Origin of the sequence: Paenibacillus sp. Soil750, assembly GCF_001428045.1 — a bacterium.
Classification (GTDB): domain Bacteria; phylum Bacillota; class Bacilli; order Paenibacillales; family NBRC-103111; genus Paenibacillus_E; species Paenibacillus_E allorhizoplanae.
Genome location: NZ_LMSD01000009.1, coordinates 145,959 through 168,381 on the forward strand (window position 1 = coordinate 145,959; position 22,423 = coordinate 168,381).

The 22,423-nt window shown below is 43.7% G+C and carries 15 protein-coding genes; 10 read left to right on the plus strand and 5 right to left on the minus strand.

Features of this window, described 5'->3' with window-relative positions:
• Positions 1 to 301 precede the first annotated feature (301 nt).
• From ASL11_RS10180 to ASL11_RS10190, 3 genes are read right to left on the minus strand one after another with little or no spacing between them, the layout of a single operon-like run.
• Entirely contained in the window at positions 302 to 1,255 is a 954-nt protein-coding gene (locus ASL11_RS10180) for an NAD-dependent epimerase/dehydratase family protein (RefSeq protein ID WP_056613126.1), read from the minus strand.
• Positions 1,256 to 1,282: 27 nt separating this feature from the next.
• The gene (locus ASL11_RS10185) at positions 1,283 to 2,575 is read right to left on the minus strand and encodes a UDP-glucose dehydrogenase family protein (protein WP_056613128.1); all 1,293 of its coding nucleotides are present in this window, start codon (positions 2,573 to 2,575) and stop codon (positions 1,283 to 1,285) included.
• Positions 2,572 to 3,561 (minus strand): sugar phosphate nucleotidyltransferase, encoded by a 990-nt coding sequence (locus tag ASL11_RS10190; protein ID WP_056613130.1) that lies wholly within the window; start codon positions 3,559 to 3,561, stop codon positions 2,572 to 2,574. Before ASL11_RS10190 ends, ASL11_RS10185 begins: the two co-directional genes overlap by 4 nt.
• A 238-nt stretch (positions 3,562 to 3,799) precedes the next feature.
• Here ASL11_RS10190 and ASL11_RS36365 point away from each other — a divergent pair, with 238 nt between their 5' ends.
• Positions 3,800 to 4,219 (plus strand): hypothetical protein, encoded by a 420-nt coding sequence (locus ASL11_RS36365; RefSeq protein WP_056613132.1) that lies wholly within the window; start codon positions 3,800 to 3,802, stop codon positions 4,217 to 4,219.
• A 277-nt stretch (positions 4,220 to 4,496) separates the two neighbouring features.
• Here ASL11_RS36365 and ASL11_RS10200 read toward each other — a convergent pair whose 3' ends face one another.
• Together ASL11_RS10200 and ASL11_RS35715 are read right to left on the minus strand one after the other, a co-directional pair.
• Positions 4,497 to 5,639, minus strand: a complete 1,143-nt coding sequence (locus ASL11_RS10200; protein ID WP_056613133.1) for a glycosyltransferase family 4 protein — start codon at positions 5,637 to 5,639, stop codon at positions 4,497 to 4,499.
• Between the two features lie 19 nt (positions 5,640 to 5,658).
• The gene (locus ASL11_RS35715) at positions 5,659 to 7,818 is read right to left on the minus strand and encodes a CotS family spore coat protein (RefSeq protein ID WP_082595361.1); all 2,160 of its coding nucleotides are present in this window, start codon (positions 7,816 to 7,818) and stop codon (positions 5,659 to 5,661) included.
• A 338-nt stretch (positions 7,819 to 8,156) separates the two neighbouring features.
• Here ASL11_RS35715 and ASL11_RS10210 point away from each other — a divergent pair, with 338 nt between their 5' ends.
• From ASL11_RS10210 to ASL11_RS10245, 9 genes are all read left to right on the plus strand, one after another.
• Entirely contained in the window at positions 8,157 to 8,603 is a 447-nt protein-coding gene (locus ASL11_RS10210; RefSeq protein WP_056613135.1) for a DUF1761 domain-containing protein, read from the plus strand.
• A gap of 116 nt (positions 8,604 to 8,719) precedes the next feature.
• Positions 8,720 to 9,466 carry a phytanoyl-CoA dioxygenase family protein gene (locus ASL11_RS10215; RefSeq protein ID WP_056613137.1) on the plus strand — a complete coding sequence of 249 codons (747 nt, stop codon included), beginning with the start codon at positions 8,720 to 8,722 and terminating at the stop codon, positions 9,464 to 9,466.
• A gap of 65 nt (positions 9,467 to 9,531) precedes the next feature.
• Positions 9,532 to 10,368, plus strand: coding sequence for a helix-turn-helix domain-containing protein (locus ASL11_RS10220; protein ID WP_056613139.1), 837 nt, complete (start codon positions 9,532 to 9,534; stop codon positions 10,366 to 10,368).
• A gap of 67 nt (positions 10,369 to 10,435) precedes the next feature.
• Positions 10,436 to 10,606 carry a hypothetical protein gene (locus ASL11_RS36370; protein ID WP_157256877.1) on the plus strand — a complete coding sequence of 57 codons (171 nt, stop codon included), beginning with the start codon at positions 10,436 to 10,438 and terminating at the stop codon, positions 10,604 to 10,606.
• A 743-nt stretch (positions 10,607 to 11,349) separates the two neighbouring features.
• A complete protein-coding gene (locus ASL11_RS10225; protein ID WP_056613140.1) occupies positions 11,350 to 17,250 on the plus strand; it encodes an S-layer homology domain-containing protein in 5,901 nt (1,966 codons plus the stop codon).
• Positions 17,251 to 17,397: 147 nt separating this feature from the next.
• A complete protein-coding gene (locus tag ASL11_RS10230; protein ID WP_056613142.1) occupies positions 17,398 to 18,726 on the plus strand; it encodes an ABC transporter substrate-binding protein in 1,329 nt (442 codons plus the stop codon).
• A gap of 81 nt (positions 18,727 to 18,807) precedes the next feature.
• A complete protein-coding gene (locus ASL11_RS10235) occupies positions 18,808 to 19,677 on the plus strand; it encodes a carbohydrate ABC transporter permease (RefSeq protein WP_235550437.1) in 870 nt (289 codons plus the stop codon).
• 4 nt (positions 19,678 to 19,681) lie between these two features.
• Positions 19,682 to 20,509 (plus strand): carbohydrate ABC transporter permease, encoded by an 828-nt coding sequence (locus ASL11_RS10240; protein WP_056613145.1) that lies wholly within the window; start codon positions 19,682 to 19,684, stop codon positions 20,507 to 20,509.
• A gap of 131 nt (positions 20,510 to 20,640) precedes the next feature.
• A complete protein-coding gene (locus ASL11_RS10245; RefSeq protein ID WP_056613148.1) occupies positions 20,641 to 22,422 on the plus strand; it encodes a sensor histidine kinase in 1,782 nt (593 codons plus the stop codon).
• Position 22,423 lies beyond the last annotated feature (1 nt).

The following is a 22,423-nucleotide window of genomic DNA, read 5'->3' on the forward strand; positions in this document are numbered from 1 at the left end:
CAGGGAAATGCTGATTTACGTTAATAAAAGTGATGGAAACGCTTGTAATTGTGACGATTTGAAGGGGGATTAGATTTGATATTTTCAAATAACTGGATGTGATATGTCTAAAATGAATGATTTCTACCTATATTTACAAATAAATGGATTTCGCGGCGTTAAATGAGTCAACTTTTTGTCCAAATTTCGAATTTATGTAGAACGCAGTCTGGAGATAGTCGATGTTTTCAACAGAAAAACTGGATGTTTCTACAAACGCTTAATTGTAGAAACATCCAGTTTTATGTTAGTGTGCGTCTCCTTATAAATACGGAGTCTGAGATAAATCCATGATTTCGGCTTGTAATCCAGTCCGTAAATCGGTTTTCGGTTGATAACCGAGAAGGGATTGTGCCTTACTGATATCTGCCCAGGTATGACGAGGTTCTCCGGAGGCCTTGCCAAGAAATTGCCTGTCTATTTTTCGATTAAAAAGCTCTTCAAGAATTGCGATGCAATCAAGGACAGAGGCACGTTCTTTGCCTCCGATATTGATGGTTTCGCCAATGATATTCTCTGCTTGGGCCGTTGCTGCGATGGCTTCTACACAGTCGCCAACAAATGTAAAGTCGCGAGTTTGGAGACCATCCCCGTGGATAGGGATGGGTTTGTTTTGCCGAATATGCTGGATAAACCGATGAAACGCCATGTCAGGACGCTGTCTAGGACCGTACACAGTGAAGAATCGCAAAATAACGATAGGGAGATCATCTTTCGTAGCATAAACCTTACAGAGCTGTTCTCCAGTGAGTTTGGTGACCCCGTATGGCGAGAGCGGCACCGTCGTAGCGGCCTCATTCACTTGATTCGTTTTTTCGCCATACACGGAGGATGTCGATGCATACACGATTTTACTGATAGGATACGTACGACAGCCTTCTAGCAGCCGCCCAGTCGCTTCGATGTTATTGGTGACGTAGGTTTTGAAATCCTCTCCCCAGCTAGAACGCACGCCAGGCATTCCAGCCAAGTGGTAGACAACATCTACACCAGGAAGAATCTCCGACCACGGAACATGCAACAGATCCTGATTAATGAAAGTGAATCGAGCATGTGGCAGTAAATAACGAAGGTTATATTCCCTTACCAGAACAGGGGTTGGTGATTTCTGAACAAAAGCATCCAATCCAATGACTTCGTTGCTAGGATCCTGGAGAAGTTTTTCACAAAGATGAGATCCGATAAACCCAGCTGCGCCAGTGACGAGTATTTTCATACCAGTAAACCTCCCATCTTAGAGCGATTATCTATTTCCAATGCCGTAGTAAGCATAGCCTAGCTTGGTCATTTCTTTGCCGACCAGTGTATTTCTTCCATCAAAAATATAATAATCTTTCATAAGTGCTCTTAACTGCTGCCAATCTGCCTCCCGATACGCTTTCCATTCCGAGCAAAGGATGACTGCGTCGCACTGCTGCAATGTGATTGCAAGTGTTTCGAATTGTTGTGTCGTATCCGAGCGAAGAGCTTCAGGCAGCTTGGCAATAGGATCGTGAACTCTGAGGTTCACTTTCTTATGCTGTAATTGTTGAATAATGGATAGTGCGGGTGCTTCCCTTAAATCATCCGTATTCGGTTTAAAGGAAATGCCGAGAATGGCAATGGTTTTGCCTCTGAATCCACCTAGCTTTTGTTCCCATATGTTCAAAAAGTATGAAGACTGTGAGTTGTTGACAGCAACAACTTGTTCAAGGATGCTCAGCTCAACTTGTTGCTCTTTCGCTGTATATAAGAGAGCCATACTGTCTTTTGGGAAGCAAGAGCCGCCATAACCGATCCCAGCTTTTAGAAAATGGGGACCTATTCGTTGATCCATTCCCATTCCTTTGGTGACATCGGTAACATTGACCTCTAACGATTCGCAGAGTCTTGCTAATTCATTGACATAGGAAATTTTAGTTGCCAAGAAAGCATTCGATGCATATTTGATCAATTCCGCTGTTCGAGGTTTGGTCACAAAAATGGGGGCTTTTATGCTGTCATATAAGGATTGAATGACACTAGCAGCTTGCTCATTATCGCTTCCAATAATAATGCGATCCGGATTCAGGGAATCAAACAAGGCACTGCCTTCCCGAAGGAACTCGGGGTTAGAAACAACATCGAAGGGGTGGGGATGGATTTGAGATTCTTTGACCCACTCGACTAATTTACGATTTGTGTCTATAGGAACTGTGCTTTTCACAGTAATAATTTTATAGTCATTCATGTAAGTGCCAATACTTTGGGCGGCTCCACGAACAGCCTGGAGATCAGCGCTTCCATCTTTATCGGAAGGAGTACCGACACATATGAAAATAATGTTATTTTCACGAATCCCCTTTTCTGAAGAGGATATAAAATTGATTTTACCAGTTGCAATATGTTTTTTTAATAACTGATCCAGTTCTGGTTCATAAAAGGATAATTTACCTTCTGACAATGCTTGAATTTTTATTGTATCCGTATCTAACCCCGTAACTTGCCAGCCGAGTTCTGCAAATACCAATCCAGTTGTAACGCCTACATATCCCATTCCCATAATTAATATGTTCATTTTCCTGACCCTCCGTCTTTTTGCACAAACACCGACTGTGGACTGATAATCGAGTTCGTCATTGGATAGTGGTTAGGATTAAGAATGGCGTACTCTAGCAAAATGCTGTTTTCTAAGATACAACTTTCAAGTCTGACATTGGGGCCGATCGTCACGTAAGGCCCGATCACACAATTAATCAATTCTGCACTTGGGTCGATGCATACAGGTGGGATTATAGTAGTTCCTGGGTATTCTGATTCTGATGGAGTCTTTAACAAACCTTCCTCCTCTAGCTGCTTTAACATCCACCTATTCGCTTCCAGCCAGCCTTCCATAGTTCCAACATCGGAGAAGTTTTTATCTGTCGTTTGATAGGATACCGAATATTGTTGATGAATCAGCCACTGAATGGCATCTGTAATTTCGTATTCACCTCTGGCGGAGGGACTGATCGCATTTACAGCTTTAAATATACTTGGTTTAAACGCATAACTCCCCAGAACCGCAAGATCAGACTTGGGTTCTGAAGGCTTTTCTTCCAGACCAATAATGCGATCTTTATTCACTTGGGCAATTCCGAATTGCTTTGGATTCATCACTTTTCTTAGAAGAATGGCTGCATCATGGTTATCATGTGTAATGGCGTGGCATAAGCCATGAAGATCTTGGGTAATCAAATTATCCCCAAGAAGCAGTATGAAGGGTTCGTTATTCATGAATGGCTCGGCGTGTTTTACAGCGTCTGAGATACCCAAAGGATTAATTTGAAAAATATATGTGATGTTTACATTCCACCTTTCGCCAGCACCTACTTCATCCATAAACATGGGATGAAGGTTGGGCCGTATTACAATTCCGATCTCGTCGATGCCTAATTCCACTAGCTTTTCAATACCATAATGAATTAAGGGTTTATTCGCCACTGGAAGCAGACCTTTAGGTTTTATATTGGTAAAAGGTTGGAGTCTAGTACCTTTGCCTGCACAGAGAATTAATCCTTTCATAAGCTTTTACCTCCTTGTCTATATGAAGACATTATTAATTTATGATGAAGAAATATGAAATGTTAGGGCTATTCACAGGGAAAATAAGCTGATATGTATACGTTTTATGGGAAATCTTCTAGGGGACAAACATAATCCGCCAATCTACTCTATCAAGAGCCTAAGCATGAGGTTGGAAATATCATAGTATACATGGAGACATTAAAGTTTCTAATTTATGACGAGGGGAATGATTTTTTTGGAAAGTTTAGAACAATTATTGAGTTATTTACAAGCGCATCCTGAAGTAACAGAGCTCTCATTGGAGTTTGAGAACGGTGACAAAGACAAAGTTGATTTGTCCGAAATCGCTGATTTAAGAACTGGAATTAATTGGGCAGAAGTTGATGAAGCTGAGATTGAATTAGCTGACGGTTCCAAATTGGCGTTTGGTGCAGAAGATGACGAAGAAGATGAAGAAGATGAAGAAGATGAAGAATCAAATGACGAAGATGACGATGAAGATGAAGAAGATGAAGAAGATGAAGAAGTAACGGTGTCAGCTATTAGCGAAGAAGAGTCAGACGAAGAAGATGAAGACGAAGACGACGATGATGATGATGATGATGATGATGACGACGATGACGACGACGAAGATGAAGATGAAGAGGAAGCATAAATCGTAGAATTTAACTTATATCAAAGAGATTTGGTCAAGTAAGTAGACTGCTTGTTATTTGCTTGAATCATTCATGGAAAACCTCTTACTCTTGTTATGGCTTCTGTTAGTTTTGCAGAGGATCCATTCTCGTAGAAGGGGTTTTTCCTGTAAAATAGGTTAAGTAGCTAATTCGCCTTGCTCTAAGACGCCAGGCAAACAAATGGGCTGTCCCTAAGTAGAAGTATCTACTTTTGGGACAGCCAGTTAAGTTAACTAACAATCTCCATGTTTGTACTTATCGTTGTTCCCAAACGGCAAGAATTTCCTGAGCAACACGTTCCCATGGGAAGTTTTGTTCTGCCAATCTTCGTCCGTTAAGTCCCATATGTCGTGCATGGTTCATATCAGACAACAACGAATTTAGTTTTTGTGCATATTCGCTCGGATCTTCAGGGTTATTGATGAGTATTCCGTTATTATTCTTTACTATCTCTGGATTGCCACCTCTAGCTGTTGTAAGGAAGGGTAATCCAGCGGCCATCGCTTCATAATGCACACGTGCTAACGGTTCCTGCCAAATAGATGTACAAACAAAGACATCTCCTGCGCAGAACCAGCGGTGAACATCTTGCGCTTGAACATAGCCGGTTGTGATGACTGGCAGAGGTGAGCGCACGGCAAGTGCTCTGACGTAAGCGACATAGTCACTAACGGAGTTATCGCTGAACCAGGCACCACCGACAACAACGAGTACAGCATCAGGATGATTGATTTGAGACATTGCACGTACCAGCACATGGGGGCCTTTATTGCGTGTAAGCCTCCCCACAAACAAAATGACTTTCTTATTGGATAGGTTGTGTTCTGCTCTAAGGCTCTCCCGTGCACTTCGTGCACTTTCTGACTCCATCCAAGGAGCAAATCGATTCAAGTCAACGCCGGAATATATCGGTTTAATTTTACCAGCTGCATGGGGATAGTAATCACAGATAGCTGTTCCAATATACTGACTAATGGTGATTATACGCTCAGTTTGCTCGATAACTTTATTCCCTTCGGCAAAGTCGATCTTAAAGGGATTGAACATATCGTTATGCATACTTAGAATAATCCGTGATGTAGGTGCAACTTCCCTCACAGGAAGGACTAGTAAAGGGCGGTTGAAAATTTGAATAATATCATAATGTTCCGACGTATTTTGTAGAAATTGGACAACTCCTGTAGCGTAAGCTTCAAGTAGACCATGTGATTCCACACGAACATAGTGGATACCATTCGTGACTTCATCGTTTGGTAAAGCAGGGTCCGTTCTACCTAAAATGGTAATTCTGTGATGTTTACTTAGTAGCGAAGCCACACCGTCAATATAGGTTTGGATTGCTCCCCCACGAATGTTGGGGACAGGCAGCTTTTCTGTACAAATCATCAGAATGTTCACAAGTTAACAGCTTCCTTTCTCAAGCAGTCCTTTTTCTAGGTGGAATCTGCCTTTTTTTCCACGGCGGCGGTACATTCATGTTCGATCGTGGTTGTTGTGTTTTATTCATAGTTGGCTTCACTGCACGTTTAACTGGCTTCTTAAGTCCCAGTTTACGTTTCATTTGTTTCTTAAGAGGTCGTCGTATTGACTTTACTTTTTTCTTAGCACGCCATGTTTTGTAACCCCAGATAATCTTTATACCTGTGACGCGCTTCCATTGGGTGAGTCTCTTTAGTTTTCTGCGTCTTAGATATCGGGTTTTCTTGATGATTCTGGTTTTCTTCAATACGCGCCGCTTTCTTGGAACACGGAGTTTAAATCGCTTCCGTCCACCAGCAGGGATGAGGGCTGGGGCAGGTAATGATATTGGAGGCACAGTAACAGTAGCAGGATCTCCTGCAGATACAGTTTCTGGTGTAAATGGCATCGAGACAGGTTCAGATACAGCTGGCGTTTTGGCGTAGTCACTTTTTGGCTTACTTGTAGAAGGAATGGTGACTGCAACAGGCTCTTGGATATAAGGTACGGGGAGGACTTTCTTATCGACTGGTTTCTTGTCATAAACAGGCTCTGCTACTTTAGGTAACTCAGCATAAACAGGCTCTGCTACTTTAGGTAACTCAGCATAAACAGGCTCTGCTACTTTAGGTAACTCAGCATAAACAGGCTCTGCTACTTTAGGTAACTCAGCATAAACAGGCTCTGCTACTTCAGGTAACTCAGCATAAACAGGCTCTGCTGCTTTAGGTAACTCAGCATAAACAGGTTCTGCTGCTTCAGGTAACTCAGCATAAACGGGTTCTGCTGCTTCAGGTAACTCAGCATAAACGGGTTCTGGCATAAGTGGAGTTGGCATGATCTCTTCAACAGCAGGCGTAGCAGGTGTTATAGGTGTAACCGGTGTAACTGGTGTAACTGGTGTAACAGGTGTTGTAGGCGTATCGGAATAAATAGGTGTCAACACATCGCCAGGAAGAATAACTGCAGGATTTTGTAAGGTCGGTTTGACATAATCCGCTGAGTAGTCTCCAGCAGGGTAATTCGCCTTATCTTTTTCAAGCTCCGTTAACGCTTGCCATTTACTTGCTTCAGTAGTCATGACTCTTTGAAGAATCGAAGCAAGCTCAGTGTCAAGGAATACTTGCGGATCAAACACGATTTCTTTGACATGCTTATAAAATTCATTAGGAAAAGCCATATCGATCCACAAGATTTCGAAGGTTTCTTGATCAAGAGGATTAGCACGATGATAAGCGTCAATCATGCCACGAATCCATGTTAAATCCCACACGCCCATATCATCCATGGTACTTGTGATCAATTTACGTAAATCACGTATAGGCAAATCGTAGGAAACGCCGTCTAAGTCGATAACCCAGATGCCGCCAGGTCCCATTTGACCGTTCGACCATCCGAAATCTTGATGGGCAAGTCCCCAGTGGGGTTCACCTTTGGCTAACATCGCGTTGTATGGGGAGTTTTGGAAACGAAGGTACATGTCGTTAGCCTGCCGCTTGAATTCCTCAATGACGGCAAGTAAGCTTGCGCTTGCAGCGGTTTCAGAGTAAGCCTGAGCGATATCTTGAAACCATCCGATTTTGGCGATTATTTTTTCGTAATATTTGCCCCAGCCGTAGATGCGTGAGGATTTCTCCGAACCGCTAGGAGGGACATAACCCCTTGAGTTTTTGTGGAATTCACCTAAGCCAAAGCACAGCTGAGAAGCTCCATCTAGGTCGATTTTTGATACGGGCACCAGGGGTTCAATCCAGTCTGTCACGATCCAGAGTTTACCACCTGCTTCAACGTAGTAATGGCCTTCTTTCGTAGGGATAAAAGATGGAACCCTGTGACCTAAACCAGACATGTAGGCTTGAGCACCAACGCTGAAAAGACTTCTTCTAGGTCGTCTGTGCAAACATTTAATACTAAGATTGCCCTTACTTGTGCCGATTTTCCAAATAGCTCCGCCTTTATCTGGCTTGGAGGTAATCAAGAGCATATCATTGACTTGAAAGTCATAATGTCCCAAGACCTCTCGTGCCAGCATCTCTAAACCAGGAGGAACATACATGTTAGCAACGACACCTGGATCCAAGACATCATTTATCCAGGGTACGACTTGATAATTTTCCACCACCATCACTCCATCACGTATTTTAAAGTGAATTGTACGTTCTAAGCCCTTACAAATGTTGCGAAATTGCTAAAATGATCCACTTTTGTACCTCTTCGAACTACTGTGAATACGAAAGTTCACCTCACATAAACCAGTTTAGGTTTATCTAATTCTATGCATATGTCATTAGGTGAATGGTTGATATGTACAAGAGTGGAACTTCATGAAAAACGATTAGACATCTGCATACTTTTTTACAAAAATAGGAATTGACATGAAACCAAATGGTTGTATATAATGAAAAACGAAACCAAAAGGTTTCGTATAACTACATATGGGTAAAGAGGAGATTGAAAATGTTATTTCAAGAAATTAATTATTGGGCCGTATTTGTTACGGGGATTTTATCTTTAGTGTTAGGTTTTCTTTGGATGGCTGTTATATGGGCCAAACCTTATCAGAAGCACATGTACGGCAAGGGAGAACAAACCAATCTTAACGTAAGTAAAGCGGATAAAATCCAGTCTTTTGTGATTTATATTCTTGTATCTTTCATAACTTCGATTGCATTCGCAGGTTGTTTAGAGCTATGGAAAACAGGTGGACAAGCATTTGGTTATGATGGCGATAGTCTAATGAATGCTTTTTGGTTCACTATGCTATTAGCAGCAGGTTACACGCTTCCGTTTACAGTGGGTAAAAAGGTTTGGCAGTTCAAAAGTTGGCTAGTCGTGGCTGTAGACACTTCTTATGAGATCGTTCGCTTTACGATGTTGTTGCTTGTATTCTGGTTCTGGGTATAAGAATGTTAAGAACCTGAAGATACGCTAACTTCTTCTAAGCTTACGATAAGCCTCCGCATCCTATTTCAGGATATAGTTAGTGTGTAGATAAGATCACACTTTCAGGAGGGGTTACAATGAGTAAATTAACAAGTAAATTAACACAAGAAGAAGTTGCATTTTATAAAAAGAATGGGTATTTTCTTTATGAGAAACAAGTATTCTCCCCAGAGAAATTAGCCGAGTTAACGGAGCTATTTGAAGATCAACTGAAGCAAAAAGGCAGTAAACTCTCAGACGAGTTAGACACACCGCATTTCCGTGAAGAGCGTCTATTACAATTTCTTTTAGCAGATGAAGTATTGGATCTCGTTGAACCTATTATCGGACCTAACATTGGTTTGTGGTCTTCCCATTTTATATGCAAGGATCCGTTCGTTGGACGAGCGACGCCATGGCATGAGGATTCTGCTTATTGGAAGGGCCGCGTTAGTAACTTCGATAATATCATTACGATTTGGTTAGCCATCGATAATAGCACGAAGGAAAATGGGTGTATGCAAGTTATTCCAGGCACACACAACAATGGGTTCTCCGAATATGAGAAAGTAGACGGTGAGAAGAATCTCTTTAGTACGCAGATTAAAAATATGGACACATCGACTGCTGTTCATTTTGAACTGCAAAGAGGTCAATGCTCCTTGCATGATTCACGAATTATTCATGGTGCGGATCCGAACAAGAGCGAATTCCGTCGCTGTGGCTACACGATGCGCTATTTCTCTACGGATACGAAGGTCTACGCGGATAAAAATCCAAACTTCAAAGTTTGGCTCGCTCGTGGCAAAGATCTAGCAGGAAATATTTATGCGAACGTAAAGTAGAAGGGATTTAGACTTCATTCATGGAAATCTTATGATAAACGAAATGTGGAATGAGGAGGACTTGGATGAAAAAGCAACCTGTGAGACTTACGAATGAACAATTTATTCAACCTGCCTCCTCCTTTCAAATTTACTTCCAGTATATCAATGAGCGTCATGAACTTCATTGGCATGAATTCTATGAGCTTTGCTTTGTAGTTCGAGGCAGAGGTATGAATATAGTGAATGGAACAGAGCATGAGCTGCGGAATGGCAGCTTGTTTCTGTTAACTCCTGCTGATTTCCACGAAATCTATTCGTATCCGAATGAGCCCATGGAGCTGTATAATCTAGTGTTCGATGAGGATTTGCTGGATCAAGAACTGCGAGAATTCATGTTTGGGCAAGTTGCGGAATATATGGTAGATCTGAACGAAACGCATCATGAGATTATAGAGTCTGAGTTTCAACTGATTCGCGATGAGGTTCAAATGAAGAAGCCAGGACATTCTATTCTGATCAAAGGAGCTTTCGAGCGAATCCTTTTGTATTTATTTCGAACTTATCATGAACGTAATGATCAGCCTGAATTGCAGGCCATGCCGTCTCAGTCCTCAACGCTTCAACGAGCGCTTGTTTATATGCATCATCATTTTCGGGAAGAACTTCGGTTGGAGGATGCTGCTAAGCAAGCTGGATTGGCGCCGAATTATTTTAGTCTCGTTTTTCACAAAATGACCGGCATTTCGTTCCAAATCTACTTGCAAGGGCTACGGTTGCAATTTGCCAAATCACTTCTGCAAGCCTCGGACATTCCAATTACTGAAATTTGCTTCGCCTCAGGATTCAATACATTAACGCATTTCGAGAGAGCGTTCAAGCAGAAATACGGAAGCTCACCGCGAACGTTCCGCTCGAACTAAAGGTGTGTGTTGCTCTCCAGATGTGTATAATAGATGTATCTAATTTACACAAAGGGGACAACTTCTCATGATTACTTGCAAATCGTGCTCGAAACCAACAGAAATCCATACGCAGCGTTGTTCGCACTGCGGGGCTTTGTCACCCTACACGGTTGCTGAGAAATTCGACATGATGGCCGAACTAGTGGAAAAAGCTTTGAAGCAGGAGCTCGAATCGAGAAGAAGATTGAAGCATTAGGCGAGTAGAATCACATAGTAATGACTGGGGCTACCCAGTGTGAGGCACCCGACATGGTCTGGTGTTTTTTTGTGTTGGTGGGGGATGGGAAGTGATGGGCAGCTAGTCGTGGTTTAAGAGTAGAGTGGAATTTTGTATTGCTCATTTGCCATTCTCGCTGCGAATAAATGGATTTCCTCCAGATAATTTCCATGAAATTCCGTCTAAACGGACATTAAATGGATTTCATACAGTTAAATTCAGTATATCCGACCCAATTGATCAATTCAGGGAGAATTAACTACATCTTTTCCATCTAAATCAAATTTTCTAATAAATCCGCCAGATTAGCTGTAGGTTTTCCAGTTAATTAGATTGAGTACCCCCAATCCAACCTGCGCCTTAGACGCCTGCCTCTGCAGTGCTGCGAAGATTACGCATCTACAAACACGTAGATTCCAGTTTAAGGTCAAGTTTTTGATGCTGAGTCCAATTCAATCTCAGTTTGAACAGCGTATACTTAATTTGTAGGTGCTTAGTGCCTCGAAATAAGATGACTGGGGTGATAGTGATGTACACAGGTCGTCGGTACCACACCTCGCATGTACAGGGAACAAACACAGATCTCTCAAATGCCCAATTAACGGAAATCGATCAAAGGACAATAGAGTCCAATAAAATGCCAAGCCAGTACATTTCAACCGCCGATCATCCCTCCTATAATTAAAAATGATACAAAATGTAGGATACGAGGGGGCGAACGTATGCGTTTGAAAAGCATGTGTGCAAAGCTTGTAGTAGCCATGTTAGTGGTATCTATGCTGATGAGCGGTTTTGTAGGCACGCCGAAAATGAAAGCGGAATCAAATCCAGGGATCTCCCAATTTATTACACGATCAGGGGATAAATTGATGGATGGTGCCAGCGAATTTCGTTTTATTGGGGCGAATGTGCCTACGCTAACGATGGTTGAGGATGGGTATTGGCAGGTTCCCACAGAATGGGAGCAGCGAGATGCATTTAAAGCTTTGCAGCAAATGGGAGCGACAGCAACGAGAACATATGTCCTTTCTGTCAAAAAGGATACCGATTACCCTGGCATGATTCGCCATGTTGTTGGACCTAATCAGTTTAATGAAGAAGCGTTTGTCGCCCTAGACCGTGCGCTTGCACTTGCCAACGAGTACGGCATTCGTCTTATCATTCCATTCGTTGATCAGTATGAGTGGTGGGGAGGAATTGCTGAGTATGCCAAGTTTCGCGGGAAGAGCAAGGATGCGTTCTGGACGGATCCAGACATCAAGAAGGATTTTAAAGATACGATCTCGTATGTATTGAATCGTCGGAATACCATAACGAACAAGCTTTATAAAGACGATCCTGCCATTCTCGCTTGGGAGACAGGGAATGAATTAACACCTCCATCCTCTGCATGGACGACTGAAATAGGTGCTTTTATTAAAAATATGGATACTAATCACTTGCTGATTGATGGTAAATATGGCATTGATGCCAGCTCACTAGAGGAAAGCTCACCTATCGACATCGTAAGTAACCATTATTATCCTAACCATTACGCTAGCTTTGCTTCTCAAGCAAATATCGATAAGAATATGGCCAAAGGGAAAAAGCCCTTCTACGTTGGGGAATTCGGTTTCATTCCTAAAAGTGATTTAACACCTTTCTTAGCCAATGTGATTGAAAACGGTACCAGTGGTGCCTTAATCTGGAGTCTGCGGTATCACAGTGAGGATGGCGGCTTCTTCCGACATACGGAAGGCACCTATGGCGGGACTTTCTATGAAGCGTATAAATGGCCAGGCTTCCCGGCAGGCGAGCAAGGCTTCGAGGAATCATCCGTATTGGGGCTGTTACGGGATAAAGCTTATGAGATTCGCGGGATTACTTCAAAGCCAGCTCTACCACTACCTGAAGCACCGATTATGCTTCCGATTGATACGGTCTCCCGTATCGGATGGAAGGGGTCAACTGGTGCAACGGCCTATACTGTAGAACGTTCCGTGTATGCGAATGGGCCTTGGGATATTGTTGGAGCTCAGGTCTACGACGCTTACAAAACAGATTTATTTGATGATATGACCACTGTGACAGGTGCTACGTACTTCTATCGAACGAAGGCACGAAATACCGTTGGTGAATCCACATATTCTCCAGTAGTAGGTCCAGTCATTGCGAAGCATGCCATTCAGGATGAACTCATTGATTATAGTAAAATGTATCAATTCTCAACGGATTTGAAATTTACCACAGATGATCTAGATCCAGCTTTGTTCGGAGGAGATCACTATCGACTTAAATTGCAGCCGAATGCGGTTGATCAGTTCGTAGCTTATGCGCTTCCTTCGACACCTACGAACTCGAGTGCGCTGCGGGCATTATCATTAAAAACTACCGCTTTCCGCAAGTCGGATCATCCGAATAATGAATTCAAGTTCTGGATTTCTGCGGATGGAACCAATTACACGGAGCTTCAGGTAGATAAATCCGATGCTGGCGGAGGCGATTGGCACAAAATTGTGTATAGCACGAATTCGCTGCCTCTGAATGCGAAGTATTTCAAAGTAACCTTTCCAGAAGGGGATGGCGAGTCTCAGTTAGGCGATATTGAAATTGTATACAACCATACAAGTGGTGAAGAGCTTATTTATAAAGATGCGATTTCAAGCGTTGCAATCACCAATGGTGTGTTGACAGACGAAATGAATAATATGCTGAAAATAGCCGACCATTCACCTAACCTAGGATTCGAGTCGGGTGGTGCGTATTTTGGCAACGATCTGAAGCGATTAGTACGTACAGCTAACAATGCGGAATCGTTCGTGTACAAAACAGCGGGAGATATGAACTATTTCGTGATGACGAGTTATGCCAGACAAGAACCAAGTAAATACCGGCTTCCTAATTTTACCTTTTTAACATCGCCGGATGGTGAACATTACTCGACTGTTACTCAAGTTCGTGTAGATGAGGTGCCAGGCGAGGGTTGGTGGAGCCGAATGGTATACACCGCCTACACCTTGCCAGCGGGAACCAAATATTTGAAAATTGTGTTCCCAGTTATCCCAGCGAATTTCGCTTCGGAGTACTGGAGTCCACAAGTGGGACGCATCCAAATTGGCGTGGGTTCAGAGAAGTTAGAGCCGCCTACCAATGTGAAAAGTGATGTCATTGAAAACTTTGAGAGCTACACAGGCTCAGATGCGATGTTACAAAACGCCTATACAGTGAATAACTCGGGTTCACCACTCCAATTAAACTTGGATAATGTTCATAAATCCGAAGGGACTTACAGCTTGAAATTGACCTCTTCCCTGAGCAAGGGCTGGGGTGGCATGGAAAAGCAAATTACGAATACGGTTTGGTCTGGCAACAGTGGGATTTCTTTCTGGGTACAACCTGCAGAAGCCTACACGGGTATTTCCATTCAGTTTAATGAAGGAAGTGCAACGAAAGGTGAGGTTTGGAAAAAAGATATTGGCGTATCCGGCAGTAAACCGCAGCTAATCAAGTTGCCTTTTAACCAATTTTATGTACCTGACTGGTGGAAAAACTCGCATCAAGGTGTCGGGAACAATGTCGTGGATCTTTCGTCCATTACGACATTTAGTATCAACATTGATGGAGCAGCCAACGTTACACGTTCTGTCTACCTCGATGATTTCCGCCTGTATAAGTCACCGGTTGTTGATTCGTACGAAGACTATGGTGGGGACAGTACAAAGCTGCAAGCCCAATATAAACGCAACTCGGATGGGGATCCCATTACGGCAACACTCGATACTGATACCAAACAATCGGGTGGATTTGGTCTTAAGCTGAGCTTTGATCTGACTGCTGCCAAAGGATACGCGGGGGTAACCAAATCCATTGGAGGAGCGGATTGGTCGGCCAACAATGGGATCCAGCTATGGATGAAAGCAGGAGAAGCTGGACGTGGTGTTACGTATCAATTAAAGGACGCAACCGGTGAGTATTGGGAAGCCAAGGTGTATGTCAACCATACGAATGGCACCCTGATGAAGATACCTTTTGGTTCCTTCCATCTGGCAGGATGGCAGTCGGTAGCGGTAGATGGGAAACTCGATTTAGCTTCTGTTTCTGAATTTTCGATATACGTGGATAGAGGCTCAATTGGAAATGGTGCTGGAACGCTGTATCTGGACGATATACAAGCGGCTTCGCTTCGTGAGATTGATAACTTCGACTTCTATTCAACCGATGCTGGTGTCCGAGCGGACTATGTGAAAGATGAAGGCGGCGCTGAGATCACAGCTTTCCTAGAAAATAGCGTTAAACAAGATGGTGGGCATGCGCTTAAACTCAGCTACACATTGACAGCTGCCAAAGGCTATGCCGGTGTTAAACGGACGCTTGGTAAGCACAATATTGCGGGTGGTGGCAACGCGCTATCTTTCTGGCTGAAGTCAGATTCAGTGGGGCATGGACTTACGTTCCAATTAACAGAAAGTGACGGGGATATTTGGGAAGCGCAGACGATAATGACTTCAACGGAAGCAAGTGTTATTCAAATTCCGTTTGGTGGTTTTGCTCGCAATCAAACATGGTCGAAAGGGGATGGCAAGCTCAATCGTACTGAAATTGCTTCCTACGCGATTTTTGTAAACAAGGGTGCAGGGCAATTGGGATCCAATGCCATCTATATCGATTCAATCGCGATTGATCAAGTGCCGACGATTGATAATTTCGACTATTATGGCGGCGGTGAACTCGTGGCAGGCGGTTCCTATTCCACGAACAAAGACGGTGGGACAGTTACATTAACACCGGTCGCAGATCTGAAAGAAGCTGGATCTTTCGGAGGCAAATATGTGTATGAGCTGCCAACGGCATCGAAGAATTTCGCCGGCGTGAATAAAAAGCTCGATGCTTTAGACTGGAGATCGTATGAAGGGATACGTTTCTGGTTGAAAAAGGACGCGTCCAATCGTAAGTTGACGATACAATTCCTAGAATCAGATGGCTCAGCTTGGGAGTCTTATATCGAGTTGAATAATGATAAGGCAGGCGTTATTAAACTGCCATTTAGTAAGTTTACTAAAGCGCCATGGAGCTCAAGCGGTGACAATGTCATCAATTTGGATGCGATTAAAGAATTCTCGATTTATGTGAATCAAGGAGCGGGAGGCGCAATCGGCCAAGGGACGCTGTATTTTGATACGATTAAGGTTTATAAGACTGGGGAGGAACCAGATCCGTTGGACCCTGTCGATCCTGTAGATCCTGTAGATCCAGTAGATCCAGTAGATCCTGTAGATCCTGTCGACCCTGTCGACCCTGTTGACCCTGTTGCCCCTGTAGATCAAGGAGATACTAGCTCATCCTCACCTGGAGCTGCTATACCTGCACCAACCGTTTTGGATAAAGCCAATCAAATCGAATTGACGAATGAGGCTTTCAAACGCTTAACGGTCACTGATAGCAACGGGAAAGAGGTGCGTCAAGCCGTCATTCAAGAAGCGGATATGAAGAAGGCTTTGGAGCTTCTGTTGACGAAAGAGCAAGGGACGCCACTTGTTTTGGCATACAGCACGAAGGAAACGGATGAAATTGTGATTCCAAGTTCTCTACTGTCCAAAGCACTTGCAGCTAATCCTGTTGCACTAGCCAAGACAGTGGTTACACTGCAAAACGAAGCGGGTTCTTACGAGATCCCACTCCAAATGCTATCAAACCCAGCCATTCTGAAAGCAATTGGTACAGATACTGGGGATGCTAGCTTGCATGTAGCTATCACGCCTGTATCTGCGGAGCAAGCTGACCAAGTTCGCAAAGCCGCTGAAAAGCAAGGCGTCACATTGATCGGTACGCCGGTGTCTTTCCGTCTAATGGTTTCAAGTGATGGCAAACAAACCGAGATTGATAATTTTGGGTCGTTATTCGTCACTCGGAGCATCTTCGCGAACAGCCTTAGCGACCTATCATCTGCTACAGTTGTCGTTATTGACGAACAAACAGGCGCCATGACGTTCGTTCCTGCAGCCTTCCAGCCCCAAGCAAATGGGGTAGAAGCGATAATTAGCAGAAATGGGAATAGCGTGTATGCCATTGTCTCCCATCAAGCTCATTTCACTGATGTTCCGCTAACACATTGGGCTCAGTCTGCAATTGGAGCCTTAGCTTCCAAGCTGCTGCTGAATGGCATGACGGACACCACGTTCGCGCCAGACCGTGCAGTCACACGAGCAGAGTTTACCACGATGCTCGTGAAAGCGATGGGAATTGTACCGTCGAAGAGTACGCAAGCCAAATTCACGGATGTAGCCGCACAAGATTGGTATGCCTCAGCAGTCCTTGCAGCAAGTGAATTAGGTCTGGTCGATGGCTTCGAAGACCACAGATTCAAGCCGAATGCGACCATCACGCGTGAGCAGATGGCTGTCATGCTCAGCAGAGCGATGGCATTAACGAAGCTGTCTCACGTGGTGAAGCCTGCTGCAACACTTTCATTTACAGACGCTGCTTCCATGTCATCTTGGGCAGAGGCATCGATTCGTCTTGCGACAGCCGCCGGCTTATTGAGCGGCAACCCGGACGGATCCTACCGACCTCAAGCTGTTGCAACGCGTGCGGAAGCTGCCATGGTCTTCTATAACTTGCTGCATAAGCTGGGTATTATTAAATAAGAAAACGGGGGCTTCGGCCCCCAAATTCCACCGAAAAGTGGAAATACAGTACAAGGAAAAACAAATGCGTGCCATTTTACTCGAGACATGGACGTTTTATAATAAAAATGTAAGCGCTACACAAACTAGTTCATTGGGGGAAATAGGATGAAGAAGACATTAGTAGCCACAACATCGATTTGTTTACTTACAACTTTACTCGCAGCATGCGGATCGGAATCAACAACAACGACAGCTAGCCCAACACCGGCAGCGAAAGCAACGACGGCAGCGGCTACGCCAGCTCCAGCGACAGAAGCTCCCAAAGCAGCGAATCCGAATGATGATATTAAAGGTAAGATCGTGTTCGCAACGAACCGCACAGACTTAATTGATACGAAGCTGAAAGAATACAAGGAAGCGTTCAAGAAGAAATACCCGAATGCCGACGTGGAATTCGAAGCGCTGAAGGATTATGAAGCCGCTATCAAATTACGCTTGGCCACGGCTGAAGTACCGGACGTTGTTCTGATTCCGAACATTCCGAATACACAGCTTCCTGATTATTTTGCCCCACTGGATGATCTCGGTCTGAATGATAAAATCCGCTTTAAAGACTACAAAACAGCGAACGGCGGCACCTATGGTCTAGTAACAGGCGGTTCCACGACAGGAATCGTTTACAACAAAAAAGCATTCGCTGATGCCGGTATTACTGCGCTTCCGAAGACACTCGATGAATTCTATGCCGCATCCGAGAAGCTAAAAGCGAAGGGGATTGTCCCTCTTGCAACTAACTACAAAGACAAATGGCCGCTTTATACATGGCAGCATGTAGCTGTAGCGATGTCTGGCAATCCGAACTTCTGGAATGATCGCATTAAGCAGGAGAATGCTTTTGACCCGAATGGCGCTTTCGCCAAGTCCTTAGGCATCCTCAAAACGATGATCAGCAAGGGCTACGTAGAGAAGGATATCAACTCTTCTAACTGGGAGCAATCCAAGAAGGATGTAGCCTCTGGTAAAATGGCGATGTACCTCTTGCCGAACTGGGTTATCCCACAAGTTATTGAAAATGGTACGGAAAGTGCTAACGTTGGCTTCTTCCCAATGCCTTTCGATAACTCTGGTAAGTTGACTACACTAATGACACCTGATTATTTCTATGCCGTTAGCAAAAACAGTAAAAACCTCAAGACAGCCAAAGCATTCGTGAAATGGTTAATTGAAGATTCCGGTTATGATGATTTTGCTGGCTTCATTCCATCCTTGAAGGATAAGAAGTCCTCTGTTACGCAATTGTCTGATTTCCTAGCTACGAAAGATTTGAATTTCGTTGAAATCGCTGCGGATAATAGTGACGCTATGGCGATCCAAAACAAAGCACAAATCGACCTCAACGATATCGCACAAGAAGTAGCGGTAACGGACGTGGCTAAGGTATTTGATAAATACAACAAAAAATGGGTAGAAGCGAAAAAAGCGCTCGGTAAGTAAGCGTTAAACGTAAGAGGACTGAATGATAGTTTGCAAGCATTCAGTCCTCTTTTTCAAATTAAAGAGCAATGAGGTATGGAGATGAGCTACCAACAACAAAAAATTACCTTAATATTATCCTTCCTAATCGTGCCACTCACGCTGCTTTTGACATTTACCTACTATCCAGCCCTGAGGCTCATATACTTAAGCTTTACATCATGGGATGGATTAACACCGGTTAAAACGTGGGTTGGATTTTCAAATTACAAAGAAATTATGGGAAATAGGGAAGTCTTCTATATCTTCCTCCATAATGTTGCTTACTTCGTAGGTGGTATCCTGCAAAATGTTGTAGCCTTTTTCTTCGCGGTTCTGTTGAACAGTAAGCTCAAAGGACGTAACGTGTTTCGGACGGTGTTATTTCTGCCCTACATTATGAATGGGGTCGCCGTAGCGTTTATGTTCGGTTATGTTTTCGATACAAACACAGGTTCATTGAATTATTTCTTGAGTTTGCTAGGCATGGATCCGATTTCCTGGTTAGGTAAGCCAGGTCTTGTCAACGTATCTCTGGCTTCTATCGGTGTGTGGAAATTTATGGGTTTCAATATGGTTGTGTACTTAGGGGCGCTCCAGTCGCTCCCTGAAGATCTCTATGAAGCAGCAAAAATAGACGGTGCACGAAGATTCCAAGTGCTTCGCTACATCACAATACCTGGTATGAGGAAAATTATCGAGCTTAATCTGTTTCTGACTGTGATTGGGGCTTTGGAGGTATTTGACCTTCCCTTCGTCCTAACCAAAGGTGGTCCTTTGGCGGCAAGTAAAACGTATGTTCAGCAAACAGTGGAGACCGCGTTTCAATATAACAACTTTGGACTCGCTTCAGCGATGAGTGTACTACTGATGATTGTCGTGATTGTCGTAGTATCCGCACAACGGAGAATTGTTGGAGGAAAGGAGGAGTGACACCATGAAATCAAGACCGTTCACATCGACAGTGAAATACGCGCTTTTATCCGTGGCAAGTCTCATTATCTTTTTCCCCTTATATATTCTGTGTATAAATGCGTTTAAGGGGAGCAAGGAATATGGCATGTCCAGCGCGTTTTCACTGCCAAACTCCTTTCTAAATTTTGAGAATTTCCAGATCGTGTTTGAACGAGGGAATCTCGGGCAGGCGTTTCTGAATACGACGATTGTGATTGGCTTATCCTTGATCGGGAATATCGTCATGGGGACAATGGTGGCGTACGTGCTCGGGCGCTTCAAATTCCCAGGCCGCTTCCTCATTCTTGGACTCTATACCGGAGCAGCGATTATTCCGGCCATTACAACTCAAGTAGCGATTTTCTCCATTATCAAATGGTTAGGATTATTCAACACCCATTTCGCACCAGTGCTCTTGTACATTGGAGCGGACGTTGTCCAAATTTACATCTTGCTTCAGTTCATTCGCAATATCCCGTATGAACTCGATGAGAATGCGATGATCGAAGGTTTATCTCTGTATGGTATCTTCTACCGCATTATCATCCCGCTATTAACACCAGCCATTTCAACGGTCATTATTTTAAAAACAATTTCAATTTATAACGATATGTACACGCCATATCTGTATATGCCATCACAGAAGCTAGGTGTTGTTTCGACGACATTGATGAAATTTACAGGTACGAATAGTGCCGAGTGGCAATTGATCTGTGCGGCCATTCTTATCATCCTACTTCCGACAGTTTTATTATATTTGTTCCTGCAACGATACATTTTCTCTGGGATTACGAATGGAGCAGTGAAGTAAAAAGCTAGCAGGACACCGCTGCTGGTGAGTCGAAATAGTAACCCAAGGCCCTTATTTAAGAGCCATGGGTTTTCTTGGATTTTTAAGAGAAAGGGCTTACATTCCTGTAGGAGAGCTGGGGGGAACTTGTTGTGCGAAGCGAAATATGGCATTGGATTGTGAGGCTATCACTTACTCAAAAGCTGATTACGGTGTTTGTCATTTTGATCACAGTGCCGATTGTTACGATCTCTATGATCTCCTATTCGAGTTATTCAAAGTCGATTGAAAAGAATACGGCTCTCTATGTAAACCAGATTTCACAGAAAATTTTGGAGCGGGTCGACCAGTACGTCTCGGATATTAAGCGTGTGACGGGCAGCCAGATTTATATGCAGGATATTCAGGAGTCGTTAGCCAATCGTAATAAAACGGTGGAAGAAAATAACCGCCTCCAGAACTTTGTGAAAGGCTTGAACAGCCTGAAGAATGATACGGAGTCCGTGTACATTTTCGATAATTATGGCAACATGTACGACAGTACCAAAAATGATACGATTCGGGCCGACATCCGGCAGCAGGCCGTCGATTTACGACAACAAGTGCGGAATGCACAAGGGTCTTCCATTGTGATATCGACACAGAAAATAACCGTTGGTCATACGGATAAATATTACTTCTCCATTGCCCGCGAATTAAAGAATACGAACTCATTAGAAGGCATTGGCATGATCATCTTTGACTCGAGAATTCAAGTCATCGGGGATGCCGTCCGTGAGTTGGATGAGGTGACCAAAGGCCGAACGATGGTACTTGATGATCAGAATACGGTGATCTATGATAGCGAGCAGAAATGGATTTCTACCAATGTGGCAAGTAATGAACTCGTGCAAAAAGCCGTAGGCGCACAAGGCAGCTTCAAGGTGACGATCGAAGGGAAGTCGTATCTAACCTCTTATACAACTTCTGCAGTAACGGGGTGGAAGCAAATTGTTTTCATTCCAGTGGATCATCTGACAGAGGAGACGCGGGTAACGCGGGATTTCACGATGATTCTCGTTCTGCTTTCGATTACTGTGGCTCTAGTGACTTCTGCGATCATCGCCATCGCGTTGACGCGGCCGTTACGTACGTTAATGAGGACCATGAAACAGGTTAACAAGGAGAATCTGGACGTTCAAATTCCGGTGAAGTATTCGGACGAGTTTGGCATACTGGCGAAGCATTTTAATAATATGATTAGACGAATTAATGAGCTGGTGGAAGAAGTCTATCAGACGCAAAATCGCAAAAGGGAGGCTGAACTAAGGTCGCTGCAGCATCAAATTAACCCTCATTTCATCTATAACACGCTGGAAGTGATCCGTATGACGGCTGAAGTTAAGCGAGATTATGAGATTTCGGAAATGACCTACAATTTAGGGGAGTTGCTGCGGTATGGCATCTTGCGCGGTACGGATCAGGTGACGATTCATAAGGAATTGGATCATTTGGAGAAATATTTGGCACTGCAAAACTTTCGATTCTCCAAAGATATTCAGCTGGAGTTGAACATCAGCGAAGCTCATCTGAGCTACCCGGTTATTAAACTGTTATTTCAACCCATCGTGGAAAATGCCATTCTGCATGGTTTTGAAATGAAAGAAGAGAATTGTTTAATTACGATTAGTTCTCACATGGATAAGCAAGCGATCTATTTTACCGTTCGGGATAATGGGTGCGGCATGGACGATTCGCAGCTCAAAATTATTCGGAATGCGATGCAAGGCTTGAGGCAAGAAAATCGCAATAACATCGGGATTGCTAACGTGAATGAACGAATTATTTTGCAATATGGTGCTTCATATGGTTTGCAAGTGAGCAGTGAAATCGAGGTCGGCACGACCGTAACAATTGTTCTACCCGTTCTGGAAGCATGGAAGGAGAGCGCTTAAG

What these genes read in the sequence shown, in the direction of transcription:
- ASL11_RS10180 (WP_056613126.1), bottom strand. Translation starts at nt 1,255, where the DNA reads ATGAAAATACTCGTCACTGGCGCAGCTGGGTTTATCGGATCTCATCTT.
- ASL11_RS10185 (WP_056613128.1), bottom strand. Translation starts at nt 2,575, where the DNA reads ATGAACATATTAATTATGGGAATGGGATATGTAGGCGTTACAACTGGA.
- ASL11_RS10190 (WP_056613130.1), bottom strand. Translation starts at nt 3,561, where the DNA reads ATGAAAGGATTAATTCTCTGTGCAGGCAAAGGTACTAGACTCCAACCT.
- ASL11_RS10210 (WP_056613135.1), top strand. Translation starts at nt 8,157, where the DNA reads ATGTTATTTCAAGAAATTAATTATTGGGCCGTATTTGTTACGGGGATT.
- ASL11_RS10215 (WP_056613137.1), top strand. Translation starts at nt 8,720, where the DNA reads ATGAGTAAATTAACAAGTAAATTAACACAAGAAGAAGTTGCATTTTAT.
- ASL11_RS10220 (WP_056613139.1), top strand. Translation starts at nt 9,532, where the DNA reads ATGAAAAAGCAACCTGTGAGACTTACGAATGAACAATTTATTCAACCT.
- ASL11_RS36370 (WP_157256877.1), top strand. Translation starts at nt 10,436, where the DNA reads ATGATTACTTGCAAATCGTGCTCGAAACCAACAGAAATCCATACGCAG.
- ASL11_RS10225 (WP_056613140.1), top strand. Translation starts at nt 11,350, where the DNA reads ATGCGTTTGAAAAGCATGTGTGCAAAGCTTGTAGTAGCCATGTTAGTG.
- ASL11_RS10230 (WP_056613142.1), top strand. Translation starts at nt 17,398, where the DNA reads ATGAAGAAGACATTAGTAGCCACAACATCGATTTGTTTACTTACAACT.
- ASL11_RS10235 (WP_235550437.1), top strand. Translation starts at nt 18,808, where the DNA reads ATGAGCTACCAACAACAAAAAATTACCTTAATATTATCCTTCCTAATC.
- ASL11_RS10240 (WP_056613145.1), top strand. Translation starts at nt 19,682, where the DNA reads ATGAAATCAAGACCGTTCACATCGACAGTGAAATACGCGCTTTTATCC.